The organism is Paenibacillus terreus (assembly GCF_042138595.1).
GTDB classification, from domain to species: Bacteria; Bacillota; Bacilli; order Paenibacillales; family Paenibacillaceae; genus Paenibacillus; species Paenibacillus terreus.
The window spans coordinates 53,232-79,238 of record NZ_JBHIRX010000010.1; the positions used below are offsets into that span (position 1 = coordinate 53,232).

The following is a 26,007-nucleotide window of genomic DNA, read 5'->3' on the forward strand; positions in this document are numbered from 1 at the left end:
TGATTTTAGGTTATTTTTTTCTTGTAAAAAGTATGGGTTCAACCGACGGTTCAAATGGTATGCTTAACGAGGCAATGCTGCCGTCGATCCCCGTAGCAAAAGAAACGGGATTCGGACCGACGAACAGTTCAAAGGTAAAAATGTCGTAATGCAGATGCTTCAGCTCCAGTGAATTATTATGGTACTGCATATGCAGCGCATCGCCTTTTACTGTAATTCGGATATCCCCATATCCGGCATTCGTATATTCCCCTGCATATTCCTCCAAGGTATGGCTGTAAGGCTTGCCTTCTATTTTCGTATCGTAGATCGCATGAAGCTGTCCTTTCATAGCGGCTAACAAAGAATTCATACCCTCCTGATATGCAGAAAACCAATTTTTCTGGCCCGCATAGCCTAAATATCTGTCATACACTTCCATAGCCACTGCGTTAACAAACAAATTGCCATTTGCATTGGTAAGAATGGCGCAGCCAATATGGTCATCCGACATGAAGGAAATTAAGGATGAGCCCCCGCTCACGTTGCCGCCGTGATCCACTACTTTATGCCCCCGGAAAGAATCGACCGTCCACCCGAGTGCATAACCTATCGAGACAAGCTCGGGAAATTCAAACGGCAGGATCTGATACGGAATCAGGGGTTTATGAAGCTCTTTAAAAAGGGCTTCATCGATCAACGGATTTTCTGCGTCTTTCCCGCCATTCAGATTGAAGGCAACCCATTTTGCCAGTTCATCAATGGTTGTATTGATAGAACCAGCCGGTCCCATGGCATCGATCACCAACGGCACATTTTCTTCGTTGACACCTTTTTCGTTCGGCGTATACAGTCTGGCGTATTTTCCGCTCTCATCTGGATATGGGATGCGGAAGCTGGTTTCTTTCATTCCCAGAGGCGCGAAAATTCGCTCTTCCACGAATTGTTCCCATGTCTTGCCGCTGATTTTTTCAATCAAGTATCCGACGACGGCATACATATGATTTTGATACTGAAAGCCGCTTCTGAACGGGATGCTGTTTTTCAAATGACGGATACGGTTTACTGCCAGGTCGCGGCGCTGCAGATCATCCCAATTGAGCCACATTAAATCATGTCTCGGGATGCCGGTTCTGTGACAAAGCAAATCCCGCGTTGTGGCTTGCACGGAGGCTATCGGGTCGGAAAGTTCGAATTCCGGCATATAAGTCCGTACCGGTGCATCCAAATTTAATTTCCCTTCACTGGCCAGTATCATTGCGGCAGCGGCCGTGAACGACTTGCTGGAAGAACCTATGGGCAGAATGTGTTCTCTTGTCATCGGGATTTTTTCATCCAGATTGGCATACCCGAATGCCTCGGAAAAAATGACTTTTCCATCCTTGATGATGGCAACCTGTGCGCCGGGAACATTCATGTCAGCCATCGCCTTGAGTATGGTCTCATTCAGACCGTCTAATATGGGATTGTTCATTGTATGCCTCCTCTTCCACAAACACATGGATATGACGTTCCTTGAAGCTTGTATATCATTTTAAAAGAATATTTTTAATTGTAAATATAAACTTATCAATTTTTATTTTTATAATAACATTTCGAGTTTTGTGACGGGAAAAAGATCGTCCTCTGCGAGGCGCCCCTTCAACTCAATTAAACAGTCATCTTTTGGGGAAACTGATAAAGACGCACGAATCCAAAGGAGGGAAATCGATGAACGAGAGCGAGAAAAGAAAAAAGCAGCTCGAACAAGCACAAGCCAAAGATTCGACTGATGAAGGACGGAGAGGCGCCTTCATGATGCTCGACGCATGGAACCAGGACGGCAATCCCGGCGCTGTAGACGACGAGTTCGGTCCGGAAATGAAACAAGAGGACCCGCCGACGCTCAATGGTAAGCCGACGTAGTACATGAGGCTTCGTTTTATCCAGAGGCACGAAGAGGGGCGGAAACGTCCCCTTGCTTTTATCCTAATATCATCTCCAAGGCATACATTGTTGCGCAATAAAAGCTCTCCGTATGATTCCCCCTCTTTGGACGCAAATTCCAACTTTTTGTTCAGTTTTTGTCGATTCCCTTCGTTTATAATGGGATTGATTGATATTTTTTAGGAGGTAGTTATGAATTCTTCGTTCAAAAAGTATGCAGCCGAGTTCATTGGAACATTCGTGCTTGTTCTGTTCGGCTGCGGCAGTGCCGCTACGGCGGGAGGGGATCTCGGAAATTTGGGAATCGCCTTGGCATTCGGGCTGTCCATTGTAGCCATGGCCTACGTGATTGGTCCAATTTCGGGTTGCCATATTAATCCGGCGGTTTCGCTCGCCATGCTTATTAACCGTAAGCTCACCGGTGCCGACTTCATCGGCTACGTTGTTGCGCAAATCGTCGGTGCTATTGCAGGCTCTGCCATTCTGTACGCCATCTTTGTCTCAGCGGGCATGCCCACAACGGGGCTCGGCCAAAATGGCTTCGGCCCTGGCTACGGGATCGGGATTTCAGCGCTGATGGCCGTCATCGTCGAAATTGTATTAACCTTCGTTTTTATTTATACAATCCTTGGTGTGACATCCAATGAGAGCAATGGAAACATAACCGGCCTGGTGATCGGGCTGACGCTTGCTTTTGTACATATTTTGGGCATTGGCTTAACGGGAACGTCCGTCAATCCCGCAAGAAGTCTGGCACCGGCGCTGCTGGTTGGCGGGACAGCTTTATCCCAAGTATGGGTGTTTCTTATCGCACCGCTTGTCGGCTCCGTGCTGGCCACCGGTGTATACCAATGGCTGAACATCAGCCGTAAGGGGAGCCGGGCGTAAAAAAGAGGGGCAGTCCCATAAGTCATTGAAAATGGCTTAGGGACTGCCCCCTTGCTATATATAAATCGGATTCACTGGCTAACCTTTTCCACTTCTTCACCCGTCTCGTTCCTATCTTCCTTCAGGTATGCACCGTGCTCCTGAGTCCACGTCCACATGGCCTCAAATATCGGCTGCAAGCCCTGCCCGGACTCGGTAAGCTCATATTCAACATGCAGCGGTACGCCAGGATACAGAGTACGCGTGACAATCCCCTTCTCCTCCAGCATCCGCAATCGGTCTGTCAAAGTCTTCGGACTAATGGGCTGCAGCTTGCGGCGCAGCTCCCCAAAACGCCGGGTCCCGTTAAACAATTCGAACAAAAGCAGAAGCGTCCATTTGCCATCCAGGATCTCCAGGATCGGTTCAACGGTGCCAGGACAGGATCGGTCCATCATAGTAATCACTCCGTAGTTCATTTTTTGAAACTATTGCACTTTATTGTAACTACTTTTCAAATGTACCACGGCTCAATTACGATGTAAACGAGAGATGAGGGGCTGGCCCGGACCGGGTGGCCGCATCCATCCGAAAAATATTGAACAGACACAAGGAGGAATATGACTATGAAAACTGTTTTATGGGCAACTTTAACCGCTAACGGCAATTATGCGCAGTCCACCCCTGAGAACCCGCCTAAACAAGAAGCGCTGGACGACTTCGCGGCACATGCCAAAGCTGCGGGAAATTTCATTGTCGGACGCAGAACGTTTGAGCAGATGCAAGCCCCCGGCAGAGTCTCCCAGGAGGAACTGGCCAACGCGGACGGACCTTTCGCCGGGATGGATATCGTCGTCATCTCCAACAGCATCCATGACATTCCAGGCGTAACGGTCGTAAGGTCTCCTCAGGAAGCTTTAAATTACTTGCTGCATAAAGGGCATCAGACCGCTCTCATCAGTGGCGGAGCGGATATCCATAATTCCTTTCTAAACCAGGGACTTGTAGACGAAGTGATTTTTAATGTGGCACCTGTGCTCGAGGGCAAAGGGTTGAATCTTTTAATCGACCAAAACAACTACGGCTACAAGCAAGTTCAATTGTTGGACTGCAAACCTCTGGGCGGTGAAGTCGTTCAGCTGCGTTATGCGATTGACAGATAGAGCACTATAATATCCATTACTTACCGGCTATCGTGTTCGCAACCAGGGTCGCATATACCTTTGCTCCGGATGGATTCAAATGCACACCGTCACCGGCGAAGAAAGCATCCTGTCCTTTGCTTGCGCTGTACCAGTCAACTACCGTTACGCGAGGGTCTTCAGCGGAAGCGGCGTTCAGCGCATCATTGACAATGCTTTCCCATGGGCGGGGCACGCGGGTGTTCACAAGTATAATTTTCTTGGCACTGCTCAGTTGGGACAGCAGGTCATCCAGCTGCTCCTTTGTGAAGGAGCCGTTTGTACCCAGCTCAATAATCACCTTGGAACCGAGCTGTCCATTGCTGCTCAACTGCTGAATAACTGCGGAGGCTTCGTTCATCTGCCTGCCTACCTTGCCATCAATGAGAATGCCTGGCATCGTCTGGCGAAGGTATGGCTCGATGTCCAGCATTACCGAGTCTCCAATGGCGGTAAAGCCTTTGCCGGAAATGATCTTGCTGAGCTTCTTCCGGTTGTCCGCTGAGCCGGAATCTGCAGCTGTGCTGCCTGGATGTGCTGCGCTTGCCGAGTCCTGCTTGCCTGCTCCGCCGGATGAAGAAGCTGCTTGGGAATCGGTCGAGTCTGAGTCTAGTGCCTCTGTCTTCTCTTGCGTTGAATGACCGGAAGCCGTCTTGCCCGCATGCCCCTGCTCCTTCACATTGTCGCCGCCTGTGTCCTTCTTGTCCGTATGATCCTGCTCGCCGTCAGAGGTGTCCTGCTTGCCTGCCGTTTCAGTGTCATGATCTTTATTCTGTGCAGTCGTTACGTGCGACACATTGGTCGGAGGTGTAGAAATGACGGATAATGCGGAAGAATCCGTCTGTACTCCCCTATCCTGTCCCCTTACGGTCAGTGCATGACCGAGAGTCGCCGAGAACAGGATGAAGACCAGCGCCGCTACGCCACCGTACAACCAGATACGGGTGGCGCGTTTCTTCAATGTATGCTGCAGCACATGGCGGAAGCCCTTCTGCCGGATCGGCTGCTCCACAAACCGCCAGGACAGCTCAGCCAGCGCCAGACTGACGGCAACCTGGATGACAGCCTTCAGGATGGACGGATCGTCCGTATTTACCTGCGGTGTACTAAGTGTAATGACCGGATAATGCCATAAATATAGTCCATACGATCTCTTGCCCAGCCAGCGCAGCGGCTTGCAGCCGATGACAGCGGCCAGACGGCTCGCCGGATGGGCGAGCACCGCGATCAGCAGCGCGGTAATGATGGCGATGATCAGCATGCCGCCGCGATACAGGAAGGTCTGGTATTCATTCGTATGCCATACCAGCCAGATGAGCAGCAGCAGGGACAGCGCTCCTGCCGTATCCAGGAAAGTCAGTGCCGGTCGGGATACTTGAGTCTTAAGCTTCGTACTTGGCCAGACAACCGCCAGCGCCGCTCCGACCAGCAGTGCAAAAATACGTGTATCGGTACCGTAATAGACACGGCTTGGATCCTCGCCCGGTATGTACAGTAAGGCCATAAGCAGCGCCGAGATCAGTGAAAGGCTGAGAATCCAGACCGACAGCTGCCCCCGCTTCGACAGGAACTTCAGGCCGAGCAGCAGCAGGAACGGCCAGATCAGGTAGAACTGTTCCTCGACGGCCAGCGACCATAGATGTCCGAGCGGTGATGCCGGTCCAAAGCTCTCAAAGTACGATACTTTATGAAAAATAAACCACCAGTTGCTAACATATAACAGCGCTGCCGGTATGTCTCCGCCAAGCGCCGACAATCTGGAATGGTCCCCGATCAGGCACCACAGCGATACAACCGCCACCATGACGAACATGGCCGGAAGCAGCCGGCGGGCACGCCGCACCCAGAAGTCAGCCATTTCAAACCGCCGATTGCGTTCCCACTGACCAGCCAGAATATCCGTGATCAGATAACCGGACAATACAAAAAATATCCCTACACCGAGCAGCCCGCCAGGCGCCCAGTCCGTGTTCAGATGATAGATTACAACAGCCAGCACCGCAAATGCCCGTAATCCATCCAACCCCGGCATATAACGATGAGGCTTGAGCGGCTTACTCATAAATTAACCGCCCTTTATGTATAACTGCTCCCGATAATCCGGTGAAAATACTCGTCTGCGTTGACTTCTCTCTGTTCTCCATCCATGGAGTTCTGTCTATGATGCCACTCATTATACTTATCCTCTCTTCGGGTAATCCTGTTCAAGCCCCTCGCGCCCGAACCAACCATTTCTCATTATATCTAAATACACTATACCATTGATCTCAAACCAGTTAAAAATGGTTTACAGCAAAGCAACAAATTAGCAAAAAATAACTGCTATATTTCATATAAAAAAGGAACCGTTTTCCGGTTCCTGCTCCTTTTGCCTATGATCATCCGTACACGTTAATAGAATGACTGGCTTATGATGCTTCTTATTCACTATTATGGCTGGAATTCAAAAAGGAGCTTGCCGCGGCAAGCCCCTTTTTCGTGTCACAACTAAGGTTAACAATAAATTCAAAGTGGCGGCGTTTGCACTCCCAGGTGTATCCAGCCTTCCTTCGCAGGGCCATATACTGCAGGCACAGGCAGCCCCGCTTGGCGCATCAGAACGGTAACCTGTCCACGATGGTGAACAATGTGTTTGATCAATCCCATCAAGATCGTGGCATTTGACTCTATTCTTCCGAATGCATTTTGTGTTTGCGCTAAAGACTCATCCGTCCATTGCTCTTTAAGAGCATTCACAACATTAGAGCTTACCGTTTGAAAGGTGTCCGCAATTTCCTTCGCAGAGGGCACCTCACTCGGGTTTGGAACTTTATCTACCGAAAGTCCGAACTCTGTCAAATAATCCGGGATATTCGTTACAAAATGCCATGCAATTCTTCCCAACGTCCGGCCTTCGGGATATACTTGCTGCTGCAGCGCCTCATTTGTTAAACTGTCTAAAACTTTCCGGGTTAATTCGGCCTCGTGTTTCCATTCCGATATAAAATTCTCAACGGTCGTATACATTCAATCATCCCCTTGTTTTTTTAATGTTCAGTGCAAATCATAGTGTTGCCTTGCTAAGACCCATCTTAACCCCTAATAGTGACAGGTACTGTCATAGTTATAATTTTTTATTGTGACACGTCTTTTACCGGATAAGCAGCCGGCAGCAAGGCTGTTTCATTGCAGTGGAGGGGCATTTTTTTCTATAATGGCTTCGTAACTACTGTTGATAATGAATCTCATTTGGAAAAGATGGATTAGGAGGCTCTCCGGATGTCGCGGACCTATGAGGAACTTGCGCAATATTTTGCCACTACACCCATTCAACTGTTTGGCGCGTACCGCACGCAGCTGGAGGGTAACCGCATCTATAGCGGGCATGTTCATAAGCCCACTGCTAAATGCGGTGTGATCGTCCCGCTAGAGGGGGAAGCCACCTTCGTCTTTGACGAAGTGGGGCAATACGTGATGAAGCCCGGCCATATCCTGATCGGAGGAGCCGGACGGCGGCTGGAGGTTATTTCAAGTGCAAATGGCTTCCAGTATTTCCTGGCTCATTACCTGCCGGGCGGGACAGATGAAGAGAAGGGGCGGCGGCCAGGAGACATTTCCTATATGGAGATAACACCGGATCCGGAGCTGCTGAGGCTGGTGGAGCTGCTGCTGAACGCCGCTTCCTCACCTGATGTGATGGACACGCTGAATCAACGCTCGTTATTTTACCAGCTTATCTCCAAAGTGCTGCAATCGGAGCGCTACCACCAGAACAAGGACAGCTATCTCATGATTGAGGACGCCATCCGGTACATTCAGTCTCATTTCACCGAGACATTGACGCTGACTAAGCTGGCCAAACGCTACCAATTAAAGCCCAAATATTTCTCTTATCTATTCGCCAAATATACCGGAACAGGCCCCATTGAATATCTGATCCATTACCGGATGAACAAGGCACACGAGTGGCTGTTAACAAAGCAATTTTCCGTAGCCGCCGTTGCCAAAAACATCGGGTATTCGGACCCATATTATTTCAGCAGATTGTTCAAGAAATATAAAGGGATTGCGCCCAGCCAAGTAGACCTCGACAGCACAGAAACATGATTCTGCGGCAGTAGTCATCTTGCCCATATTAGACAGCCTGATTGTATGAAATTGTCCATCATCGTTCGGGAATCTCTTCATTCTCATTGGACGCGTGTGATGATACTATGAATAATATAATTGATAATGATTATCATCTTTCAAAAATAGAGAGAGGGCAAACCATCTATGAGAGTTCACCTAACCACATCAAGGTCTGTCTTTTTTACAAGCATGGTCTGTTTACTGCTGCTTCTAAGCGCCTGCTCAAGCAATACGGAATCTGCGAATGGAAAAACGTCCAGCCCGCCGCCAAACGCGTCGGGGCAAGAAGCTGCGGGTTCCACGGCATTCCCGCGCACGATCGAAGCAGCCAACGGCAGCATCGTCATTAAGGAAAAGCCGGAACGTGTCGCTGTCGTTCACTGGGGGTACGTCGATTCCATCCTGCTGTTCGATTTGAAGTCAGTCGGCCTCGCGCTGCCGTTCACAAAGAACAATTCGTCCCTGAACACCGACACCTATAAACCATACGTCGATAAGCTTGAGGAGCTTGCTATCGTGGGTGAGAACACGACCGTCAACATGGAGGCACTGCTGGAATATGAGCCGGACCTCATTATCGCGGGCAATGTGACCAATACCCAGCTGACGGACCAGCTGGAGAAAATCGCTCCAACCGTCGTCATTGATGAAGCAGACACAGACGTGTGGAGCAATTGGCCGACGCTCGTCACGAAGTTCGGAGAAATATTGGGCCAGGAGGATGTTGCGGAGCAGTTCATCACCGGCTATCAAGACAAGCTGCAGGACGCCAGGGAGAAGCTGGCCGATGTCAAGGGAACCGTCGCATTCCTCCAGGTGCGGAACAACGCTGTATGGCTGGGTGGAACTAACTTCTTAACCCCCTATTATGACAAAGGCCTCGGATTGAAGGCACCGGACAGTCCGGTGATGACGAAAGGCGGCGAGCTGACACTGGAAGGATTAAGTGCGCTGAACCCGGACCATCTGATTCTTGGCTACTTCAACTATGACAATCCGTCGGCAGCCTCTTTGACAGATGAGTGGGAGAAGACCGATGTCTGGAAAAGCCTGAAGGCGGTTAAAAGCGGCCAGACGCACGCCGTCAATGGTGCTCTTGCCATGGGTTACGGCCCGCTCGGCAACACCTATGGCATCGAGGCCGTGCTGGAGGCACTGGATTAGTATCCCTTGCCAACATAATCCTGAACTACTCCTTCTGTCTCGTCAGAAACAGCATAATAAAGGAAATGACTATCATGGAGCCCGTCCAGGCCCATGCCATCGTCATATTGCCGGCATCCACCGCAACAAATATGGCCGTAGGAATGGTCTGTGTTTTCCCCGGTATATTGCCTGCTATCATTAATGTCGCCCCAAACTCGCCAAGCCCGCGGGCAAATCCGAGAATATAAGCGGAAGCAATCGAACGGTAAGTCAAAGGAAGCGTGATGTACCTGAACACCTGCCATTCATTGGCTCCGGTGGAGCGTGCAGCCTCTTCCAAAGCCTGATCTACAGAAGAAAACCCTACCTTCATCGTTTGATACACCAGCGGGAAAGCCACCACGACCGCAGCGATCACGGCAGCCCACCAGGTAAATATAATTGGCGCGTTAAAAAGCCATTCAATCCAGTGTCCAAACCAGCTTCTTCGACCGAGTATGACTAGCAGAATAAAACCAACCACTGTTGGCGGAAGAACCAACGGCAGCATAAAGACGGTCTCAACCACTGTTTTGCCTTTAAACGTTTGTCGTGACATCCACCAGGCGGCAGCCACACCAAGTACAATAACAATTAGGCTGGACAGCACCGACACCTGCAGAGACAGCTTGATCGGTACCCAGAATTCCTCCCAATTCATCATGGTCACAATCAATTCGGGATGGAAAATCCGTACTTCACAAAGACGTCAAGCGCTTCTTGTGTCTGCAAATAGCTGTAAAAATCTTCAGCCTCTTTGTTATGCTTCGTCGCCTTTACAATGCCAATCGGATATTCAACAGGGGTGTAGGTCTTGGGATCCACAGTGAAAGCAACTTTTACTTTATCCGAGGTTAATGCGTCTGTTTTATAAACAAACCCAACATCTGCATTTCCTGTCTCTACATATTGAAGAACCTGTCTTACGTCTTTCCCCTGCACCATTTTGGACTGCAGAGCATCCCAGAGCTTCGCGCTGGTGAGCGCTTCTTTGGCGTAGCCTCCCGCAGGTACACTTTCAGGAATGCCAATAGCAATGTTCTTCACATCGGACTTGGACAAATCCTCGACGCTTGCAACCGATGCACTTCCATCTGCAGCAGCAACAGCTACCAATTCGTTGCTTAATAGGTTTTTCTGTTGATTGGCATCAATGAGTTGTTTATCCACGAGCGCTTTCATGTTCTTGGTTGCGGCAGACAGGAACAAGTCGGCAGGCGCTCCCTGCTCAATCTGCTGCTGCAGCGCGCCGGATGCGCCGAAGTTAAAATTCAATTTGATATTCGGATTTTTCGTTTCATAAGCCTGCTGAATGTCCTTCAGCGCATCTGTCATGCTTGCTGCCGCGGATATAGTCAATTCAACGCTTTCAGCCGCTTCCGTGGTTTGAGCATTCGTCGTTTGGGCATTCGTTCCTGAAGCTTGTGAACCGGCACTATCTTTCGCTGCCGTACCGCAACCCGCCACAACGAACATGAAAGCTAAAACAATCGATAAAACCACACTAATCCTTACGTTTTTAAACATAAGACCCCTCCGAAATCATATCCAATTATAACTAAACAAAGTTATTATACTTTTTCGAAAGATCATTTGTAAATCAAATATATCTACTTATATCTAATTTTAATATAATATAAAATTTTAAACATTCGAGCGAGCAGGGGTTCAGGCACAGCGCTTGGCTTCATTGCAATTGTGTTATAATTAGACTCAAAAAACCAACCAGCTTTTACAGCTAACCGGGAGGATCCTGATATGTCCAGCGACATGTCTTATACAACAGAGGAAATCGCCAAGCTTTTGAAAATATCAAAGCTCACCGTGTATGATCTCATCAAAAAAGGGGAGCTGCCCTCTTATCGGGTCGGCAAGCAAATGCGGGTGGATGCCGCTGACCTGGAGGCGTACAAGCAACGGACAAGAATGGTTCCGATACCGGGCCAATCTGCAGAGGTTCATTCACCCGTACATTCCCAGCCGCCGGCTTCCTTCAGCACGAACCGTCCCGTCGTGATCACCGGGCATGACATCAGCCTGGATATTTTGGCCAACCACATGGAACAGGCAATACCCGGCATTCGGCCCTTGCGCTCGTTTGTCGGCAGTCTCGACAGCCTGATTTCCATGTACAAAGGTGAGGCTGATATCGTGAGCACCCACCTTCTGGACGGAGATACCGGGGAATACAACCTTCCCTATATCCGAAAGCTGCTTGTTGGATCTTCCTATGTGGTTGTCAACCTGCTTTCCAGAAATGCAGGACTGTATGTCCGGCAAGGAAATCCATTCGGTCTTACGCAGTGGTCCGACTTAAGCCGTCCAGGATTGCGATTCGTGAATCGGGAAAAAGGATCGGGGGCCCGAGTATTGCTTGACGAGCAACTCCGCCTTCATGGCACCAAGCCTGAGCAGCTTGCCGGTTATGACAATATACAGACCAATCACCTTGGAGTGGCGACGAAAGTCGCGTCCGGTGAAGCCGACGTTGGCGTAGGCATAGAAAAAACAGCCTCTATTGTCGGACAAATTGATTTCATTCCTTTGATCCGGGAGCGCTATGATCTTGTGATGCTAAAAACATCGTGGAGCCAGACATGGATTCCCGCTCTCTTGCAAATTTTGCAATCTGACACCTTCAAAAAAGAGCTGCAGGCGATTCCAGGATTTGATTTATCCCGTACAGGGGAAATCCTGTTTGAAGCCTGAGGACCAGCGCGTCAGTCGGCTCAAAAAAGCAAATGAGGACACAGCCATATTCACGGCCGTGTCCTTTTTTGCTTTATATGAATAAAGACAGAATAGTGACATTTTCCTAGGACCCTCTTCCCAATCTATCATATTAGGGATATAATCATCTCGAAGTAATATATTTCCAGAATAGAGAGGAGTTTTGTACCAATGAAGAAAACGCTTTCTATGTTTGTCGTTATGACTCTGGTTTTCACCTTTGCTTTTGGCTTCAATGCGTTTGCCGCCGAACCCGCGCCGAAGGACGGGAATATCCCTGATGCTTCTGCCGCGGAGAAGGTGCTGCAGCCGAGCGAGGAGGTTATTTCCACCCTCACCAAAGCTGCTCCCGAGATGGACTTATCTAAATTGAAGCAGCATCAAGTAAAGACATCCGCAAATTTGGAATCTCCTGCAACAGATTTGGCAGCACAAGACGAACTGATTGCGGCAGCACGCTCAATCAGCGCTGCAGAAGCGACTTATACATACGCAGACAACATCAGCGCTACAGCGGCGACTTATACGTACACAGGCTACATTGAACGGGAAGGCTCATCCGCTTACTTATACCCTTATTACGTAGAGCCGGGAAACATCCTTCAAGTTCAACTGGATAGCCCGGCATCGGCGCAGCTTGACTACGATCTTTACCTCTATGAATTCGATATGGCCACAGGCGAGTTGAATCCGAACCCCATTGATTATTCAATTTACGGCACCTACATGAATAAATATGGCAATGTAACGAAAACCCTGGCCGAAAATGTTGGTACGAAAAATGCCACTTCCGGTCAAAAAGCCTACTTGATCGAAGTCCATGGTGCAGTTGGAGGCAGCATTAACGAGCCGTTCTATTTAACCGTCTCCACCAGTTCAACCTATGATGCTTACGAGACGGACGAGAATGCCTTTCATGCCTATCCTCTCACGGTAGCGACAGGAGGTTCCACTCTTGCAAGCCGTTCCATCAATTCGGAAGTGGATCAGGATTGGTATACCATTACCGTTCCGGAAAGCAGAAATTATGACACCATGCATATTGATTTGGATCAGGCGTCCGTGGGCAGAGGCTACAAAGCGGAATTGTACGGCGCTTTAAGCAATAATCGCATGGTATTGATCCCCTCCGACAATGGCAATGTGTCACTGGGAACAGGTACTTATTATCTGCGGGTTTATACGACAAACACTTACTCCGATACCAACTACTCGCTCCATCTGCAGCCGGTATTAAGGGCTGACAAAGTAATCATAACGGGCTATAACTCCCAAGGCGGCCCGAACGATTATCCGGGCTATGCATACGGACGGCATTATCGGATTACGGGAAACAGCTTTACGGTGAACGGCGTTGTCTCTACCTCGGATGGCTATGCCGTAGCCAATGCGGAAGTCGAAGTGACCTGGGTAAATGATTATTGGTCGGAAGGCAGCGGCAACAGAGTTCGGAGCGGAAAAGTAATGACAGACAGCAACGGTCAATTTTCCCTTACCTTATCCCTTCCTCCTTCTACCGGAAGCATCAGCCAGTTCTTGCCTGGCGCTATAAGCTTCACTCACTACTATGACCTTTGCGGTGTGGCTGCACAGGTAACGAGTCGCCCAAGCGCGATCACTACGGATGTCGTATATCATTTTGCTTATAGCATCTACGAGGGTTAATAAATTAAAATGAACCTAAGACCATAATGCAAAAGGAGCTGCCGCGGCAGCTCCTTTTCGCAGTTTTGTATTACTTAATAATTACATAATCCAGGTTGACAAGCTTGGCATAGGTCACAATTTGGTCAGTTGTTAAATTCAGCGAAACTACGGTATGGTGACCGCCGCCATTTTCAATCCAGGCTTTTACCCCATCCTGGAAGTTTGGCTTCACCTTCCAAAGCACACGGGCCACCGGAAGCTTTGGTGCCGGAACCGTCGGCTCAAACGCAGTAACCTCGTTGATCAGGAGCTTATAATGCGTGCCGAAATCAGCCATGGAAACTACCACGCCGTCTCCCGCTTTACCGTCAAATACCAGGCGCGCCGGATCTTCACGATCGCCAATCCCCAATGGAGACACGATAATTTTGGGTTTGTTGCTTGCCAAAGTCGGATCTACTTCAAGCATATGGGATTGCAGGATGGCTTCCTGACCTGCAGCCATTTCATAGGTGTAATCCTCCATAAAGCCCGTGTTCTGGTTATGGCTCATCACTTTAAGCAAGCGGTCGAGCGCTGCCGTCTTCCAATCTCCTTCACCGGCAAAGCCATACCCCTGTGCCATCAAACGCTGGACGGCAAGGCCGGGAAGCTGCTTCATGCCATGCAAATCTTCGAAGTTCGATGTGAAAGCATTGTAACCGCCAGCATCGAGGAAACGTTTAATAGCGATTTCATAGCTTGCCTGCACTTTTACACTGGCTTCCCAGTCTTCCTTGCTGTAAGTACCGTAGTCAAATTCATACAGCTCTGCGTATTCCGCAAACAATGCATCGATTTCCTCGTCCGTAACCGCATTCACATATTGAACAAGGTCTCCGATTCCAAAGTAGTCAACGGTCCATCCGAATTGAATTTGGGCTTCCACCTTATCCCCTTCGGTAACACCCACGTTGCGCATGTTGTCACCAAAACGGGCGACCTTGATGTTGAAGCTTTCGTTATACGCAACGGCTACGTCCATCCACTCAGCAATCTGCTTTTGCACTTCAGGGCGTTCCCAGTAGCCTACTACAATTTTATTTTGTTTCTGCAAACGGGCATTGATAAAGCCATATTCGCGGTCGCCATGAGCGGCCTGGTTCAGGTTCATGAAGTCCATATCAATCGTTGCCCAAGGAATGCTTTCATTGTATTGTGTGGCCAGATGAAGCAAAGGCTTTTGCAGCAGCTTTGTTCCACGAATCCACATTTTCGCAGGCGAGAACGTATGCATCCAGGTGATAACGCCGGCAACCTCGTCACGGTAGTTGACTTCTTTCATAATGCTGGTGATTTTGTCTGCACTCACAGCCAAATCCTGCAGAACAAGCGGGTAAGGCAAAACACCGCTTTTATTTAATGCATCCGTCATGGTTTGGGCATGTGCTTTGACCTCTGCCAACGCTTCTTCTCCATAAAGATGCTGTGAACCTACGACAAACCAAAACTCTTTTGTTCCTGCTGACATCGTGATCATCCTCTTTTCTTTATTGGATAGTTTGGATTATTTCTGCCCGTAATAGGCGTCTTTCCCATGCTTCCGAAGATAGTGCTTATCCAGAATAGGCTGCGGCAGTTCTTGAGCAAAATGGTTTAATTCCCGTGCAAACAAATTCATTTTACAAACCTCTTCCAGCACAACACTGTTCACTACCGCTGATTTTGCGTCTTTTCCCCAGGTAAACGGTGCATGACCATGAAGCAGGACACCGGGAATGGCCATCACATCCAGCCCGCGCTGCTCAAAGGTTTCGATGATGACACGGCCTGTTTCCGCTTCGTAACCACGGTCGACCTCCTCCTGAGTCAGGAAACGGGCGCAGGGTACGGGACCGTAGAAGGTGTCTGCATGCGTGGTCCCCATCACGGGGACATCCAGGCCGGCTTGCGCCCAAATGGTCGCCCAGGTCGAATGGGTGTGCACGATGCCGCCGATTTCCGGGAAATGCTTATACAGTACGGCATGAGTCGCCGTATCGGATGAAGGCCTCATTTCTCCTTCCACAACATTTCCGTCCAAATCAACCACGACCATATCGCCGGGTTTCATCGTTTCATAGCTGACCCCGCTGGGCTTGATCACGAATAACCCGCTTTCCCGATCCATGGCGCTTACATTTCCCCAGGTATATTTCACGAGTCCGTGTTTAGGCAGTTCCAGATTCGCTTCATATACCTCTTCTTTCAATTGTTCCAGCACGTTAATCCCTCCAATTCTCCACCAGATGATCCACAGCGGCCTGCTCAATCGCCAGTCCTTTTTTGTATCGTTCGATAAATACTTCAAATCCTTTAACGTCAAATCCGTCCGGGTACATTTCTTGCGCCTCAACGTCTTTAAAGACCTTGGTGTCGAGGAAGTCTTCCAGACTTTCCTGCTGATCCTTGTTCGACATGTATGAAGCCAGAATCGCCATTCCCCATGCCCCGCCTTCGCCGGCGGTTGCCATCACGGAAACCGGAACATTCAGCGCAGCAGCCACAATCTTCTGGCCAACCACAGGGGTTTTAAATAAACCGCCGTGAGCTAAAATGTTATCTATCGCGACATTTTCTTCTTTTGTCAAAATATCCATACCGATGTTCAACGCGCCAAAAGCAGTAAACAGATGAGTCCGCATGAAATTGGCTAAATTAAAATTACTTTCCGGTGAGCGGACAAACAGCGGCCGCCCTTTATCCAAGCCCGTGATATTTTCACCTGAAAAATAACCATAGCTGAGCAAACCGCCGCCATCCGGGTCCGCTTCCAAGGCTTTATTCAGCATCACACTGAATATTTGATTCGTGTCCGCCTTTTGTCCCATAGCCTCGTAGAATTCACGGAATAACCCGATCCATGCATTGATATCACTTGAGCAGTTATTCGCATGAACCATGCCAACCGGACTGCCGTTTGGCGTAGTGACCAGATCAATTTCCGGATATACTTTGGAAAGCTCTTTCTCCAATACAATCATGGCAAAAACCGAGGTGCCTACAGAGACATTTCCGGTCCGTTTTCGCACACTGTTCGTAGCAACCATCCCTGTGCCGGCATCACCTTCCGGAGGACAAAGCGGAATGCCTGGCTGTAAATTTTGCGATACATCCAGAAGTTTGGCTCCAGCTTCACTTAATTCACCAGCTTGCTCGCCTGCGCTATAGACTTTGGGGAGGATATCCTTAAGCTTCCATGGATAACCCTTGGCCGCAATGAGTTCATCAAACTGTTTAAGCATCCGTTCATTGTAATCCTGTGCAGCTTCATCGATTGGGAACATGCCCGATGCATCGCCGATGCCGATGGCTTTATTGCCAGTCAACAGCCAGTGGATGAATCCAGCCAAGGTCGTTATAAAATCAATGCGAGGCACATGCTTCTCTTCGTTTAAAATGGCCTGATAAAGGTGGGCAATGCTCCATCGTTCAGGGATATTGAATTGGAATGTATCCGTTAATTCTCGGGCCGCGGCACCGGTGGTTGCATTACGCCAGGTCCGAAACGGAACAAGCAGCTCACCCGTACTGTCAAAAGCCATATATCCGTGCATCATTGCAGAAAATCCGATAGAACCAATGGTTCGAATCGTGATTCCATAGTTTCGTTCAACTTCCTGCTTCATTTCACTGTAAGCTTCCTGCAGACCCGTGATAATGTCCACCAGGCTGTACGTCCAAAATCCATCTTCCAAGCGGTTTTCCCACTCATAACTTCCGGATGCGATCGTTTCAAAACGATCATCGATTAACACGGCTTTGATACGTGTGGATCCGAATTCGATGCCAAGTGATGTTTCTCCCTTGGTAATCGCTTGTTTAATGCTCGATTGATTCATGATCACGTTGTCCCCTCTCTGACAGCGTTTTTCAAAAGAAGGCGCTTTCCTTTGTAGACAGCCTTAGTATAGTTTTTTGTTCGTACATTTGTCAACGTATATTATAAGTTATCCATACAACTATTAAGACGATAATTCTGCTGTTTTCTTCTTAAATCATTATATAAAGCTACTTATGTAATTATGAAAGCGGATAACCAATGTAAACCCCTGCAACATTTTTACAATTTGTACGTACTTGATGCAAATTCTTTTCATCCACATAAAATAATGCTAAGATGTACATACAAATTTTCTGGATGAATCCGTTAGAATGCGAACAACTTTGAAAGAAGTGAAAGAAGTGAAGCCAAAGTATCAGGTCATCATTGATGAGATAAAAAGCAACATCCTGTCTGGAGCATACAGCCTGGGAGAGCAAATTCCTACAGAAGCCGCCTTGCAGGAGATGTACAAAGTTAGCCGGCAGACGGTCCGCAAGGCCATTCTAGAACTATCCAACGAGGGTTTTTTAAGAAGTGAAAAAGGCTCCGGCACTTATGTCAGCAATCAGTATCGTTCCAAATCCGCCGGGAGCGCCAATAATAAAACGATCGGTGTAATCACGACCTATATTTCGGATTACATATTCCCCTCCATTATCCGCGGGATCGAAAGCAGATTGAATGAAGATAACTATTCGTTGCTGTTAGCCAGTACAAATAATGATGTTGCACAAGAAAAAAAAGCTTTGGAAATGATGCTGTCCTATGGTGTGGACGGTTTGATTATCGAGCCTACGAAGAGCAATCTGTACAATCCCAATATCGCTTATTACCTGTCGTTCAAGGAACAGGATGTTCCCTTCATTATGATCAATGCTTATTATGAAGAACTGGAGGTTCCTTTCTTTTGTCTTGATGACGTGCAGTCCAGTTATCTGGCAACCAAAGAATTGATTTCTATGGGACATACCCAAATCGGGCTCATTGCAAAAATGGATGATTTACAAGGAAAGTATCGAATGAAAGGCTATATCAAAGCGCTTGGAGAAGCCAAATTACGATTCCACCCGGAGCAAGTGCTTTCATTCGATACAGAGACGAAGCAGGATCTGTCCGCCAACTTGAAGGAATTCTTAAATGAAAATCGGGAAACGTTGACCGCCATTGTGTGCTACAACGACGAGGTAGGGTTGGAAGTTGTGCATGTATGCAGACAGCTTGGTATATCGATTCCGGACGAACTATCCATTATTGGCCAGGACAATTCTTACATCGCCAAAAATGCGAATATCAAACTAACAACATTGACCCACCCGCAGGAACAAATGGGACGAGATGCAGCGGATTGGGTCATTAAGAAATTACAAGGAAAAAAGGACCTGCCAAACAGCACCTATTATCAGCCTGAGTTAATCGAGGGCGAAACGGTGAAAAAGATTACAAACTGATTCGCGATTCATCGCAATACAATCTGATATAGCAACCCAAATTCGTTATATTTACGATCGACAATACAACAAGCCATATCATCAGTGATGACATGGAGGTCCACAGCCCAAACCATGGCACAACCCGCCCGCCCCCAACAAATGTGGCTAATGGTGACAGAAACAGGAGAATCAGGACAGGAAGCATTCTTACGGCCGCCGAAAAAATCAACTTCCCGGTCGTAATGCTCTTTTTGCTTCGATGGATACGCAAATGTGAGTATCCCCCCCAAAGAATCGTCGCAATCACCAGCAGAATCATAAGGATCTCCATGTTTCTGTTATTAAAGACAGAAGCTTCAGGCTCTTCGCCATGAATAATGCTTGCGATCCCTTCGATAAAAGCTGAATAGTCGACAAACGCGTTTAAACCGGAATCAAACATCATCGTGATGCCCAGCCGCTGATCCAAATAGATCGTCTCTTCCGCCTTATACGTCCAGAAAATTCCGCTGTGAGAAATCGTCCGTCCCCCTTGTTCATCCTCGCCTGCCAGCCAGCCCATTCCATACGGACCGCTCTGTCCGGCTGTATGGTACTGTTCCATCAGCTCCGGGGGCAGAAGACGGCCATCATATTGAGCCAGCATCCATTTAGCCATATCTTCAGCAGTCGAAATGATACCGGCCGGACCGTCAACAAACCATAAAGGTTCAGCCCGGGTTACGGGATGGCCAAGTATAAGATAATGTCCCGGCGGAATGGCGGAATTTTCATTGATTTGTTGTGTGGTGCTGACGTTAAGGGTATGATTCATCCCCAAAGGTTTAAATATATGATTTTCCAGGTAGTCAGAGAAGCTCTGTCCGCTCACTTTCTCCACAAGAAGAGCCAAATATTGATAATTTGGATTGTGGTAGCTGTAGGCCGTTCCCGGATCATTAGCAAGCTTAACTCTGTTCAAAGCCTGGTTGATCCCCTGCAGCGATTGATATTGAGGGGATCTTGTCATGTCAGGATTCACTTTGTCATTAAGACCGCTTGTCTGGTTAAGCAGATTCCGAATCGTAATGTCCCGGACACGCTCGTCCTCAGGCACGACATCGGGAAAATAGGATGTGTATGGCGCGTCAAGGTCAATCAATCCCTTGTCAACCAATTGAAGGACGGCCAGTGCCGTAACGGATTTGCTTAAGGAAGCAATGGGAAAGGGAGTACTGCCGTTTATAACACGGCCATCCGAAAACGCACCATAACCTTGCGTATAGAAAACCTCTTCGTTATTGGTTACGGCAAGAGCCGCACCCTTAATATGATTGGCTTCCATGGTTGTTTTGACGTACTGATCCATTTCATGCTGTATTTCAGTTTTGTTCCGGATTTCAACAGCGAAAGCCGGTTGCATCAGGATGGCCATGATTAGCAGCAAGCAGCCGAAGCTTAAAACTATTTTCTTTTTATGCACGATTCTCATACTAGCACTCCTCAATCATTTGATAAGGAAATGCTAATATATCATTTTCAACTTTTTATCAACTCCGCAAAAAATCTGGCTGTAACACTTCCTCCACCCTGCGGGCCATTCTCTACATGTAAACTCCCCTCATGCTTTTCACACAGCACTTTGCAAATATATAGCCCCAGTCCATGATGCTCATTTGCATCCGATACCTCTCCGCGATAAAAGGGAAGCACGGCTTTTTGCAGCTCTGGATCCGAAAAACCGGGGCCGTCATCCGTGACCGTAACCGCAAAAAAACCTTCACTGGCGCTATAGCGGACACTTACATGGCTGGAAGCATAACGTGCTGCATTGTTCAGCAAATTCTCACATACCTGCATCACCAAATGGAGATCGACTGTAATATTACCCGCATCCGCAGCAATGGACGTGCTGAGCGTCTTACCGCATTGTCCGGTTATTTGCCGTGCGCTGTCATTCAGCAAAGAGATGAGATGGTCCGTTTCCATCGTACGGCTATGCACCGGCATGTCTTCCAGCTTCTGAATGGAATTCATCGCCTCCGTATAGCTCTCAAGACGCACAATATGTACGTTCATGGTTTCAATCATGTCCAGAAGCTTCTCCCTGGATATATGATTTTGGGGCAAATAGGTGGCTAGCAGCTCGGAATATCCTTTCAGAACGGATAGGGGTGTTCTCAGATCATGGGCAAAAATAGCATTAAGCTGTTTGCGTTCCTCAACCGATCGCCACAGTGTTTTAAAGTTTTTTTCCAACTGACCGCGCATTTTCTCAAATACACGGCATAACTCGCCCATCTCATCCGCACTATCGTAAGAAATATGAAACCCCAAATCATTCGCTGAAATTTTCTCCGAAGCCTTCATCAGAATATCAAGCGGCTTTTTCAGCTTCCACCGATAAAACAGGAATGACATCAGAACTATACCGACGGCAACCGTTATCAGCACCATCGCGACCTGAACAGGCAATATCCAATTCTGCACGGAAGAATGGCCGGCAAACCGCATGCGCATGCTCTCCGCCCATCCAAACTCCAGTGTGATGACGATTAGAACAGCGATGAGCATCATGCAGCATAGGAAAATGAATGATTGCAGCAAGGTCAGCCGCTTCAAGGTCAACCAGTCTACGATTTTCGCCATTTGTAACCTACTCCCCAGACCGTTTCGATCCTGTTGTCACAGCCATGCTCCTTCAATTTGTACCGAATTCTCCTGATATGCTCTGCGATCACATTGCTGTCGCTTTCATTATCGAATCCCCATACTTTTTCAAAAATACGCTCCTTGTCAAACACCATGCCAGGATGCATAGACAACAGTTCTATAATATCGAACTCCTTTTTGGCCAGGAGAATTCGTACATCATGGAAGTAAAGCGCGCGAGCTGCATAATCAATGACCAAGTCTTCACTGAATTTTATCGATGTTTTATTTTGACTTCGTATTTCCCTGCGTAAATGTGCCTCTACCCTTGCACCCAGCTCATGAATACTGAACGGTTTGGGAATATAGTCGTCCCCTCCAGCCTTAAAGCCCATGATTTTATCCGCATCCTCGACACGGGCTGTAAGAAATAAAATGGGGCAGGACACAAAGTCCCTGATTTTCCTGCATAACTCAATGCCATCCAGCCCAGGCATATTAATGTCCAGCAGAACAAGGTCCGGCAGATTTTCAATTTGCCGCAGGGCCTCATGACCGTTGGATGCAGCCATAACGAAATACCCGTTCAATTCAAAGTAATCTGTCAGCAGTTTTCGAAGATCGGCTTCATCATCTATGATCAGTATCTTTTTCATAATGTCCTCTCTCTGCTTTCCAATTTCAAGTCATGTTAAATACAATTCACACATTGCATGGCAAAAGCCCATACCGTTGGCCCTTTATTGAGTACGATAAATAAGTTATTTTTCTACGAATCGAGGGACAATTATGAGCGGATTGCATAAAAAATCGCAAGTCAACAGAATAGCACGGCGCTTCGGTATCGTTTCTTTAAAATTCAAATGGTTTCCTTCCCTTTATCGAAGAAAAGCAGTGATCCAGATCAAAACAAGGCGTGGCCACTATGCATTAAAACCATTTTATCGGAACCGCTTATTTAAAACGAGTGCAGCTCAACAAATGAAAAAGGCTGCCGGGCATATCCAGCTTTTATTGAATGCAGGGTATATTTATATACCAAAAATGCTCTATGCAAAAACCGGCAAGCTATGGACTTTAAGAAAAGGACAGCCATACTATGTTACTGAATGGGTGCAGGGACGAACTCTTGAGCATTCCGGTGACTATGCCAATCTCGGCCGGGCCATGGCTGCTCTTCATCAATCATCGAATGGGGGCCCCCCTGGTTCTAAAGCGGATTCATACACCCTGAAGCAAATCCGGTTATGGAAGAAACAGCACCGCTATTTCCTTCGTGACAAGTCGGGAGCTGTGCAGAAAAACGCAGGGTATCGCAGATGGCACAGACAATATCGCAATGACTGCCGACGCTTGGCTGAACGATCCTGGACTGAAATGAGGGAAAAGGGGGTCGCGTCTCTCTTGCGTAATGAGCGAGGCCACCCAAGACGGATACATGGAGACATCACCTCAGCCAACGTGATTATTGCTGACGACGAGCGGCTGTATCTTATAGATTGGGATCGTGTGAGGTTCGGCTCTATCTATGTAGAATTGGCAAAAACTCTGGCAAATACAACTCATTTCAACCCGGAGTTCATTCAATCGCTGCTGGCAGGTTATGAGGAAATCAGGCCATTAAAGCGAACAGAACGAAAACTGATTTCCGCTTTGTTTCGATTGCCCCGTGAAGCCTGGTTGGCCGCACGTTTTCCCAATGGCAAGAAAAGCGATGAATTAATCGAAAATATGACCAATACCTGGTCGGAACGGATGAAGGCCAACAAATTATTAGACGATTGGGCCAATCGACAGTAATATGAGCCCCCCATTCTCGGGGGCATGTATCCTCATTAAGAACAGGGGTAATTCCATTCCCGTTGATTCATATATCGCTCGCCCCACTCGTCCAATTGGTCCAATATGGATTTCAGCGACAATCCCAACTCACTTAATTCATAGACCACCTTCGGCGGCACCTGATTATATACCGTTCTCGTGATAATGCCGTCTTCCTCCAGCTCCCGAAGCTGCTGAATTAACATTTTTTGCGTAATCTCAGGAATGGCCTTTTTTAATTCACTCGTTCTCATTTGGCAGGGTTCGCAGTTCAAATGGCATAAAATCAGTAATTTCCACTTCCCACCTATGACCTCCAGCGTCGCTTCCGCAGGGATGTTATAAGTCCTTGCCGTCTGCTTTTCCATGAGATAACCCTCCTCTGGCTGATCAGGATGAAAAGTTACTTTTAAGTGACTATATCACTTTCGGGTGATTATATCACATTAAAGTAAGTACTTCCTATTTCTTACTGATTATTAGATAATTTTATCGTAGCTTATTCAAGGTAAACATTTTAGATCTGGAAGGTGACACTTATGAAAATTTTGACCGTTGTATCCCACCCCAGGGTGAATTCCTTAACTTTTGCTGTCGCAGATAGATTTATACAGGGACTCACGGATGCGGGACATGAAACAGAGCTGCTGGATCTGCACCGCAGCGGCTTCAATCCTGTTATGTGGGAAGCAGACGAACCGGACTGGTCCTCTGATCGCAAGATCTACACACCAGAGGTGGTGGCTGAGATGGAACGAATGAAAAACCATGATGCGCTCGCCTTTATTTTCCCCATCTGGTGGTACAATTTGCCCGCTATGCTGAAAGGATATATCGACAGGGTTTGGAACAATGGTTTTGCGTACGGCTCCAATAAATTGCATCATAAACGAGTGTTATGGCTCGGCCTGGGAGGCGCTCCGCAAGCAGACTTTGAGAAGAGACAGTACGATACAATGCTCTCCCATCTTCTGAACATCGCCATTGCCGAATACTGCGGAATCTCTGACAGCAAGGTTGAGATCCTGTATGACACCCTGGATTCAAGGCCGGAAATTTTCGAAAGTCTCCTGATGCGAGCTTATCATCTGGGACTGTATTATGACAATGATTCACAGGCCGTAACTTCATAATTCATTTGGCAAAACTGGAGCTTTAGCCGTCTGTTGATGCATACATGAAATGTAAAAAGGACACAACCTTTTTTCAAGGTCGTGCCCTTTTTTGCTGGACATACTAATCGGCAAGACTAATCAGATTGCCATCAGGGTCCTCTACGATGGCATAACGCTCTCCCCAGAACCCGTCAAACGGCTCGCTCAGCCCAACGTATCCATGCTCCATCAACTTACGGTACAGCTCGTCTACCGCTTCGCGGCTGCTGCACTGGAAGGTAAGCTCTAAACGATTTCCGGATGGTTTTTCCCAGCCGCCAAAAACGGCTTTCGCTGCTTCCACTGTGGCCACAGCCAGGCGAAGCCCGTGGTGGTCCACCTCAACGTGCTGTTCTTCGTCGGCGCTTTGCGGTATGTCCAAACCCAACATGCGGTAGAATTCCAAAGACTTTTTCATATCCTTCACGTAAATCCCGATTCTTTTCAATTGAACCGCCATGCTTCACCACTCCAATCGTTGTGATTTGATTTTCGCTTCCCCCCAATCATATATCTTGTACTGACAATCAAAATAGTAAAAAACGGACTTCTTTACCCCTTTTTCGCGACTTGTCTAAGCGGCAGTCCGTAATAACGCGTAAAGTCCTTGGCAAAATGCGACTGGTCATAGTAGCCGTATTTCAATGCCAGATCCGTCAAGCTTGAATAGCTGCGTCTATAAAGGTCTTGCAGCATACTTTGAAACCGGACGATTCCCAGCATCTCTTTCGGGCTCAAGCCGAGCTCCCGATCAAAGGCTCTTCGGAGATGCCGTTCACTGAAATTAAGCTTTTCCGCAAGGTTCTTAACGGAAAGATTCCCTTTGAAACCGTACATGTATTGCATGCTTTTGTATACCAAAGAAGAGGCAGGCATATCATTCAAATCCAGGATTTGGCTTAGTTTGCGTTCAACGATCTTAATGATGGCTGAAACGTTATTGGCGGCCAGAATTTCTTCGACCATAAGCGGCCCTTCAATTCCCCAGATATCTTCCAGGAAAACATGGTGTCCCGTTAACGCCGAGAGGGGAGATTTTAAAATAGCCCCGGCCGCCTCCGAATAAAACTGGATGCCGAACATCGAACGGGCGGCCGAGAAGTGTAAAACTTCAGATTGGGTCGCCAGCCCATCGACAAAAGCAGCCTTCCGGCAGGAGGACGAAAGAAGATCTACGATTATACCGACACAGCCATCCGGAATAATCCGGTGCAATTGCTTCTCAGCCCCTGGCTGAAATTCCATTGTCCAATAACAAACAATATACGGTGCCAAGTGATGGCTCGGCGCATATTCCCGGTAACTGTACCCGGGGTGATGCAGCTCCGGCTGCAGTTTAGGTGATGGTACAGGACGATAGGAATGTCTCATTTCACATTCTCCCTTGCTGCTATTTTTGCTCCGTCGTTCTTCAAATCATATCAGATTTTGACCGGATGGTCGCCGCTCATATCATAGCAGTTTTTGCCGCAGCTCAAGAAGCCGGTCCCCAGCATGAAAAA

25 protein-coding genes are annotated in these 26,007 nt (G+C 47.9%); 10 read left to right on the forward strand and 15 right to left on the reverse strand.

What is annotated here, in order from left to right; all coding sequences use genetic code 11:
- Window positions 1-10: 10 nt before the first annotated feature.
- Window positions 11-1,453: a serine hydrolase gene (locus tag ACE5KN_RS18140; protein WP_375526049.1), complete on the reverse strand. Its 1,443-nt coding sequence runs from the start codon at window positions 1,451-1,453 to the stop codon at window positions 11-13.
- Window positions 1,454-1,689: 236 nt separating this feature from the next.
- Here ACE5KN_RS18140 and ACE5KN_RS18145 point away from each other — a divergent pair, with 236 nt between their 5' ends.
- Together ACE5KN_RS18145 and ACE5KN_RS18150 are read left to right on the forward strand one after the other, a co-directional pair.
- Window positions 1,690-1,884 (forward strand): hypothetical protein, encoded by a 195-nt coding sequence (locus ACE5KN_RS18145; protein WP_375526048.1) that lies wholly within the window; start codon window positions 1,690-1,692, stop codon window positions 1,882-1,884.
- A 213-nt stretch (window positions 1,885-2,097) separates the two neighbouring features.
- Window positions 2,098-2,793: an MIP/aquaporin family protein gene (locus ACE5KN_RS18150; RefSeq protein WP_375526047.1), complete on the forward strand. Its 696-nt coding sequence runs from the start codon at window positions 2,098-2,100 to the stop codon at window positions 2,791-2,793.
- Window positions 2,794-2,864: 71 nt separating this feature from the next.
- Here the strand turns inward: ACE5KN_RS18150 and ACE5KN_RS18155 are convergent, their stop codons facing one another.
- Window positions 2,865-3,230 carry a winged helix-turn-helix transcriptional regulator gene (locus tag ACE5KN_RS18155; protein WP_355319829.1) on the reverse strand — a complete coding sequence of 122 codons (366 nt, stop codon included), beginning with the start codon at window positions 3,228-3,230 and terminating at the stop codon, window positions 2,865-2,867.
- Window positions 3,231-3,398: 168 nt separating this feature from the next.
- Here ACE5KN_RS18155 and ACE5KN_RS18160 point away from each other — a divergent pair, with 168 nt between their 5' ends.
- Complete coding sequence (locus tag ACE5KN_RS18160) at window positions 3,399-3,935, forward strand: dihydrofolate reductase family protein (RefSeq protein ID WP_375526046.1); 537 nt, start codon at window positions 3,399-3,401, stop codon at window positions 3,933-3,935.
- Window positions 3,936-3,951: 16 nt separating this feature from the next.
- Here ACE5KN_RS18160 and ACE5KN_RS18165 read toward each other — a convergent pair whose 3' ends face one another.
- On the reverse strand, window positions 3,952-6,015 hold the full coding sequence (locus ACE5KN_RS18165) for an acyltransferase family protein (protein ID WP_375526045.1): 2,064 nt from the start codon (window positions 6,013-6,015) through the stop codon (window positions 3,952-3,954).
- Between the two features lie 443 nt (window positions 6,016-6,458).
- Window positions 6,459-6,959 carry a DinB family protein gene (locus ACE5KN_RS18170; RefSeq protein ID WP_375526044.1) on the reverse strand — a complete coding sequence of 167 codons (501 nt, stop codon included), beginning with the start codon at window positions 6,957-6,959 and terminating at the stop codon, window positions 6,459-6,461.
- A gap of 252 nt (window positions 6,960-7,211) precedes the next feature.
- Here ACE5KN_RS18170 and ACE5KN_RS18175 point away from each other — a divergent pair, with 252 nt between their 5' ends.
- Together ACE5KN_RS18175 and ACE5KN_RS18180 are read left to right on the forward strand one after the other, a co-directional pair.
- Complete coding sequence (locus tag ACE5KN_RS18175; protein ID WP_375526043.1) at window positions 7,212-8,039, forward strand: helix-turn-helix transcriptional regulator; 828 nt, start codon at window positions 7,212-7,214, stop codon at window positions 8,037-8,039.
- Window positions 8,040-8,252: 213 nt separating this feature from the next.
- Window positions 8,253-9,227: an ABC transporter substrate-binding protein gene (locus ACE5KN_RS18180; RefSeq protein ID WP_375526042.1), complete on the forward strand. Its 975-nt coding sequence runs from the start codon at window positions 8,253-8,255 to the stop codon at window positions 9,225-9,227.
- A gap of 25 nt (window positions 9,228-9,252) precedes the next feature.
- Here the strand turns inward: ACE5KN_RS18180 and modB are convergent, their stop codons facing one another.
- Both modB and modA read right to left on the reverse strand, forming a co-directional pair.
- Complete coding sequence (modB, locus tag ACE5KN_RS18185; protein WP_375526105.1) at window positions 9,253-9,909, reverse strand: molybdate ABC transporter permease subunit; 657 nt, start codon at window positions 9,907-9,909, stop codon at window positions 9,253-9,255.
- A gap of 11 nt (window positions 9,910-9,920) precedes the next feature.
- Window positions 9,921-10,775 carry a molybdate ABC transporter substrate-binding protein gene (modA, locus tag ACE5KN_RS18190; protein ID WP_375526041.1) on the reverse strand — a complete coding sequence of 285 codons (855 nt, stop codon included), beginning with the start codon at window positions 10,773-10,775 and terminating at the stop codon, window positions 9,921-9,923.
- 231 nt (window positions 10,776-11,006) lie between these two features.
- Between modA and ACE5KN_RS18195 the strand changes: the two genes are divergently transcribed.
- Window positions 11,007-11,957, forward strand: coding sequence for a substrate-binding domain-containing protein (locus ACE5KN_RS18195; RefSeq protein ID WP_375526040.1), 951 nt, complete (start codon window positions 11,007-11,009; stop codon window positions 11,955-11,957).
- Window positions 11,958-12,149: 192 nt separating this feature from the next.
- Window positions 12,150-13,643: a transthyretin-like family protein gene (locus ACE5KN_RS18200; protein WP_375526039.1), complete on the forward strand. Its 1,494-nt coding sequence runs from the start codon at window positions 12,150-12,152 to the stop codon at window positions 13,641-13,643.
- A gap of 70 nt (window positions 13,644-13,713) precedes the next feature.
- On the opposite strand, the gene araA is transcribed toward ACE5KN_RS18200, so the two are convergent.
- From araA to ACE5KN_RS18215, 3 genes are read right to left on the reverse strand one after another with little or no spacing between them, the layout of a single operon-like run.
- Entirely contained in the window at window positions 13,714-15,135 is a 1,422-nt protein-coding gene (gene araA / locus ACE5KN_RS18205; RefSeq protein ID WP_375526038.1) for an L-arabinose isomerase, read from the reverse strand.
- Window positions 15,136-15,171: 36 nt separating this feature from the next.
- A complete protein-coding gene (locus ACE5KN_RS18210; protein WP_375526037.1) occupies window positions 15,172-15,867 on the reverse strand; it encodes an L-ribulose-5-phosphate 4-epimerase in 696 nt (231 codons plus the stop codon).
- 1 nt (window position 15,868) lies between these two features.
- On the reverse strand, window positions 15,869-17,485 hold the full coding sequence (locus ACE5KN_RS18215) for a xylulokinase (protein WP_375526036.1): 1,617 nt from the start codon (window positions 17,483-17,485) through the stop codon (window positions 15,869-15,871).
- A gap of 343 nt (window positions 17,486-17,828) precedes the next feature.
- Here ACE5KN_RS18215 and ACE5KN_RS18220 point away from each other — a divergent pair, with 343 nt between their 5' ends.
- Window positions 17,829-18,917, forward strand: coding sequence for a GntR family transcriptional regulator (locus ACE5KN_RS18220; RefSeq protein WP_375526104.1), 1,089 nt, complete (start codon window positions 17,829-17,831; stop codon window positions 18,915-18,917).
- Here the strand turns inward: ACE5KN_RS18220 and ACE5KN_RS18225 are convergent.
- Genes ACE5KN_RS18225 through ACE5KN_RS18235 form a run of 3 tightly spaced genes read right to left on the reverse strand, consistent with a single transcriptional unit; the run spans window position 18,907 to window position 22,186 of the window.
- On the reverse strand, window positions 18,907-20,370 hold the full coding sequence (locus ACE5KN_RS18225; protein ID WP_375526035.1) for a serine hydrolase domain-containing protein: 1,464 nt from the start codon (window positions 20,368-20,370) through the stop codon (window positions 18,907-18,909). The two genes, ACE5KN_RS18220 and ACE5KN_RS18225, sit on opposite strands and share 11 nt — an antisense overlap.
- Before the next feature lie 47 nt (window positions 20,371-20,417).
- Window positions 20,418-21,527 carry a HAMP domain-containing sensor histidine kinase gene (locus ACE5KN_RS18230; RefSeq protein WP_375526034.1) on the reverse strand — a complete coding sequence of 370 codons (1,110 nt, stop codon included), beginning with the start codon at window positions 21,525-21,527 and terminating at the stop codon, window positions 20,418-20,420.
- Entirely contained in the window at window positions 21,512-22,186 is a 675-nt protein-coding gene (locus ACE5KN_RS18235) for a response regulator transcription factor (protein WP_375526033.1), read from the reverse strand. Before ACE5KN_RS18235 ends, ACE5KN_RS18230 begins: the two co-directional genes overlap by 16 nt.
- A 133-nt stretch (window positions 22,187-22,319) precedes the next feature.
- On the opposite strand from ACE5KN_RS18235, the gene ACE5KN_RS18240 reads away from it, so the two are divergent.
- Complete coding sequence (locus ACE5KN_RS18240) at window positions 22,320-23,330, forward strand: phosphotransferase (protein WP_375526032.1); 1,011 nt, start codon at window positions 22,320-22,322, stop codon at window positions 23,328-23,330.
- Window positions 23,331-23,365: 35 nt separating this feature from the next.
- Here ACE5KN_RS18240 and ACE5KN_RS18245 read toward each other — a convergent pair whose 3' ends face one another.
- On the reverse strand, window positions 23,366-23,719 hold the full coding sequence (locus ACE5KN_RS18245) for a winged helix-turn-helix transcriptional regulator (protein WP_375526031.1): 354 nt from the start codon (window positions 23,717-23,719) through the stop codon (window positions 23,366-23,368).
- 171 nt (window positions 23,720-23,890) lie between these two features.
- Here ACE5KN_RS18245 and ACE5KN_RS18250 point away from each other — a divergent pair, with 171 nt between their 5' ends.
- On the forward strand, window positions 23,891-24,484 hold the full coding sequence (locus ACE5KN_RS18250; RefSeq protein WP_375526030.1) for an NAD(P)H oxidoreductase: 594 nt from the start codon (window positions 23,891-23,893) through the stop codon (window positions 24,482-24,484).
- Window positions 24,485-24,587: 103 nt separating this feature from the next.
- Here ACE5KN_RS18250 and ACE5KN_RS18255 read toward each other — a convergent pair whose 3' ends face one another.
- Both ACE5KN_RS18255 and ACE5KN_RS18260 read right to left on the reverse strand, forming a co-directional pair.
- The gene (locus tag ACE5KN_RS18255) at window positions 24,588-24,965 is read right to left on the reverse strand and encodes a VOC family protein (RefSeq protein WP_375526029.1); all 378 of its coding nucleotides are present in this window, start codon (window positions 24,963-24,965) and stop codon (window positions 24,588-24,590) included.
- Between the two features lie 92 nt (window positions 24,966-25,057).
- Window positions 25,058-25,876 carry a DUF6597 domain-containing transcriptional factor gene (locus ACE5KN_RS18260; protein ID WP_375526028.1) on the reverse strand — a complete coding sequence of 273 codons (819 nt, stop codon included), beginning with the start codon at window positions 25,874-25,876 and terminating at the stop codon, window positions 25,058-25,060.
- Between the last annotated feature and the right edge of the window lie 131 nt (window positions 25,877-26,007).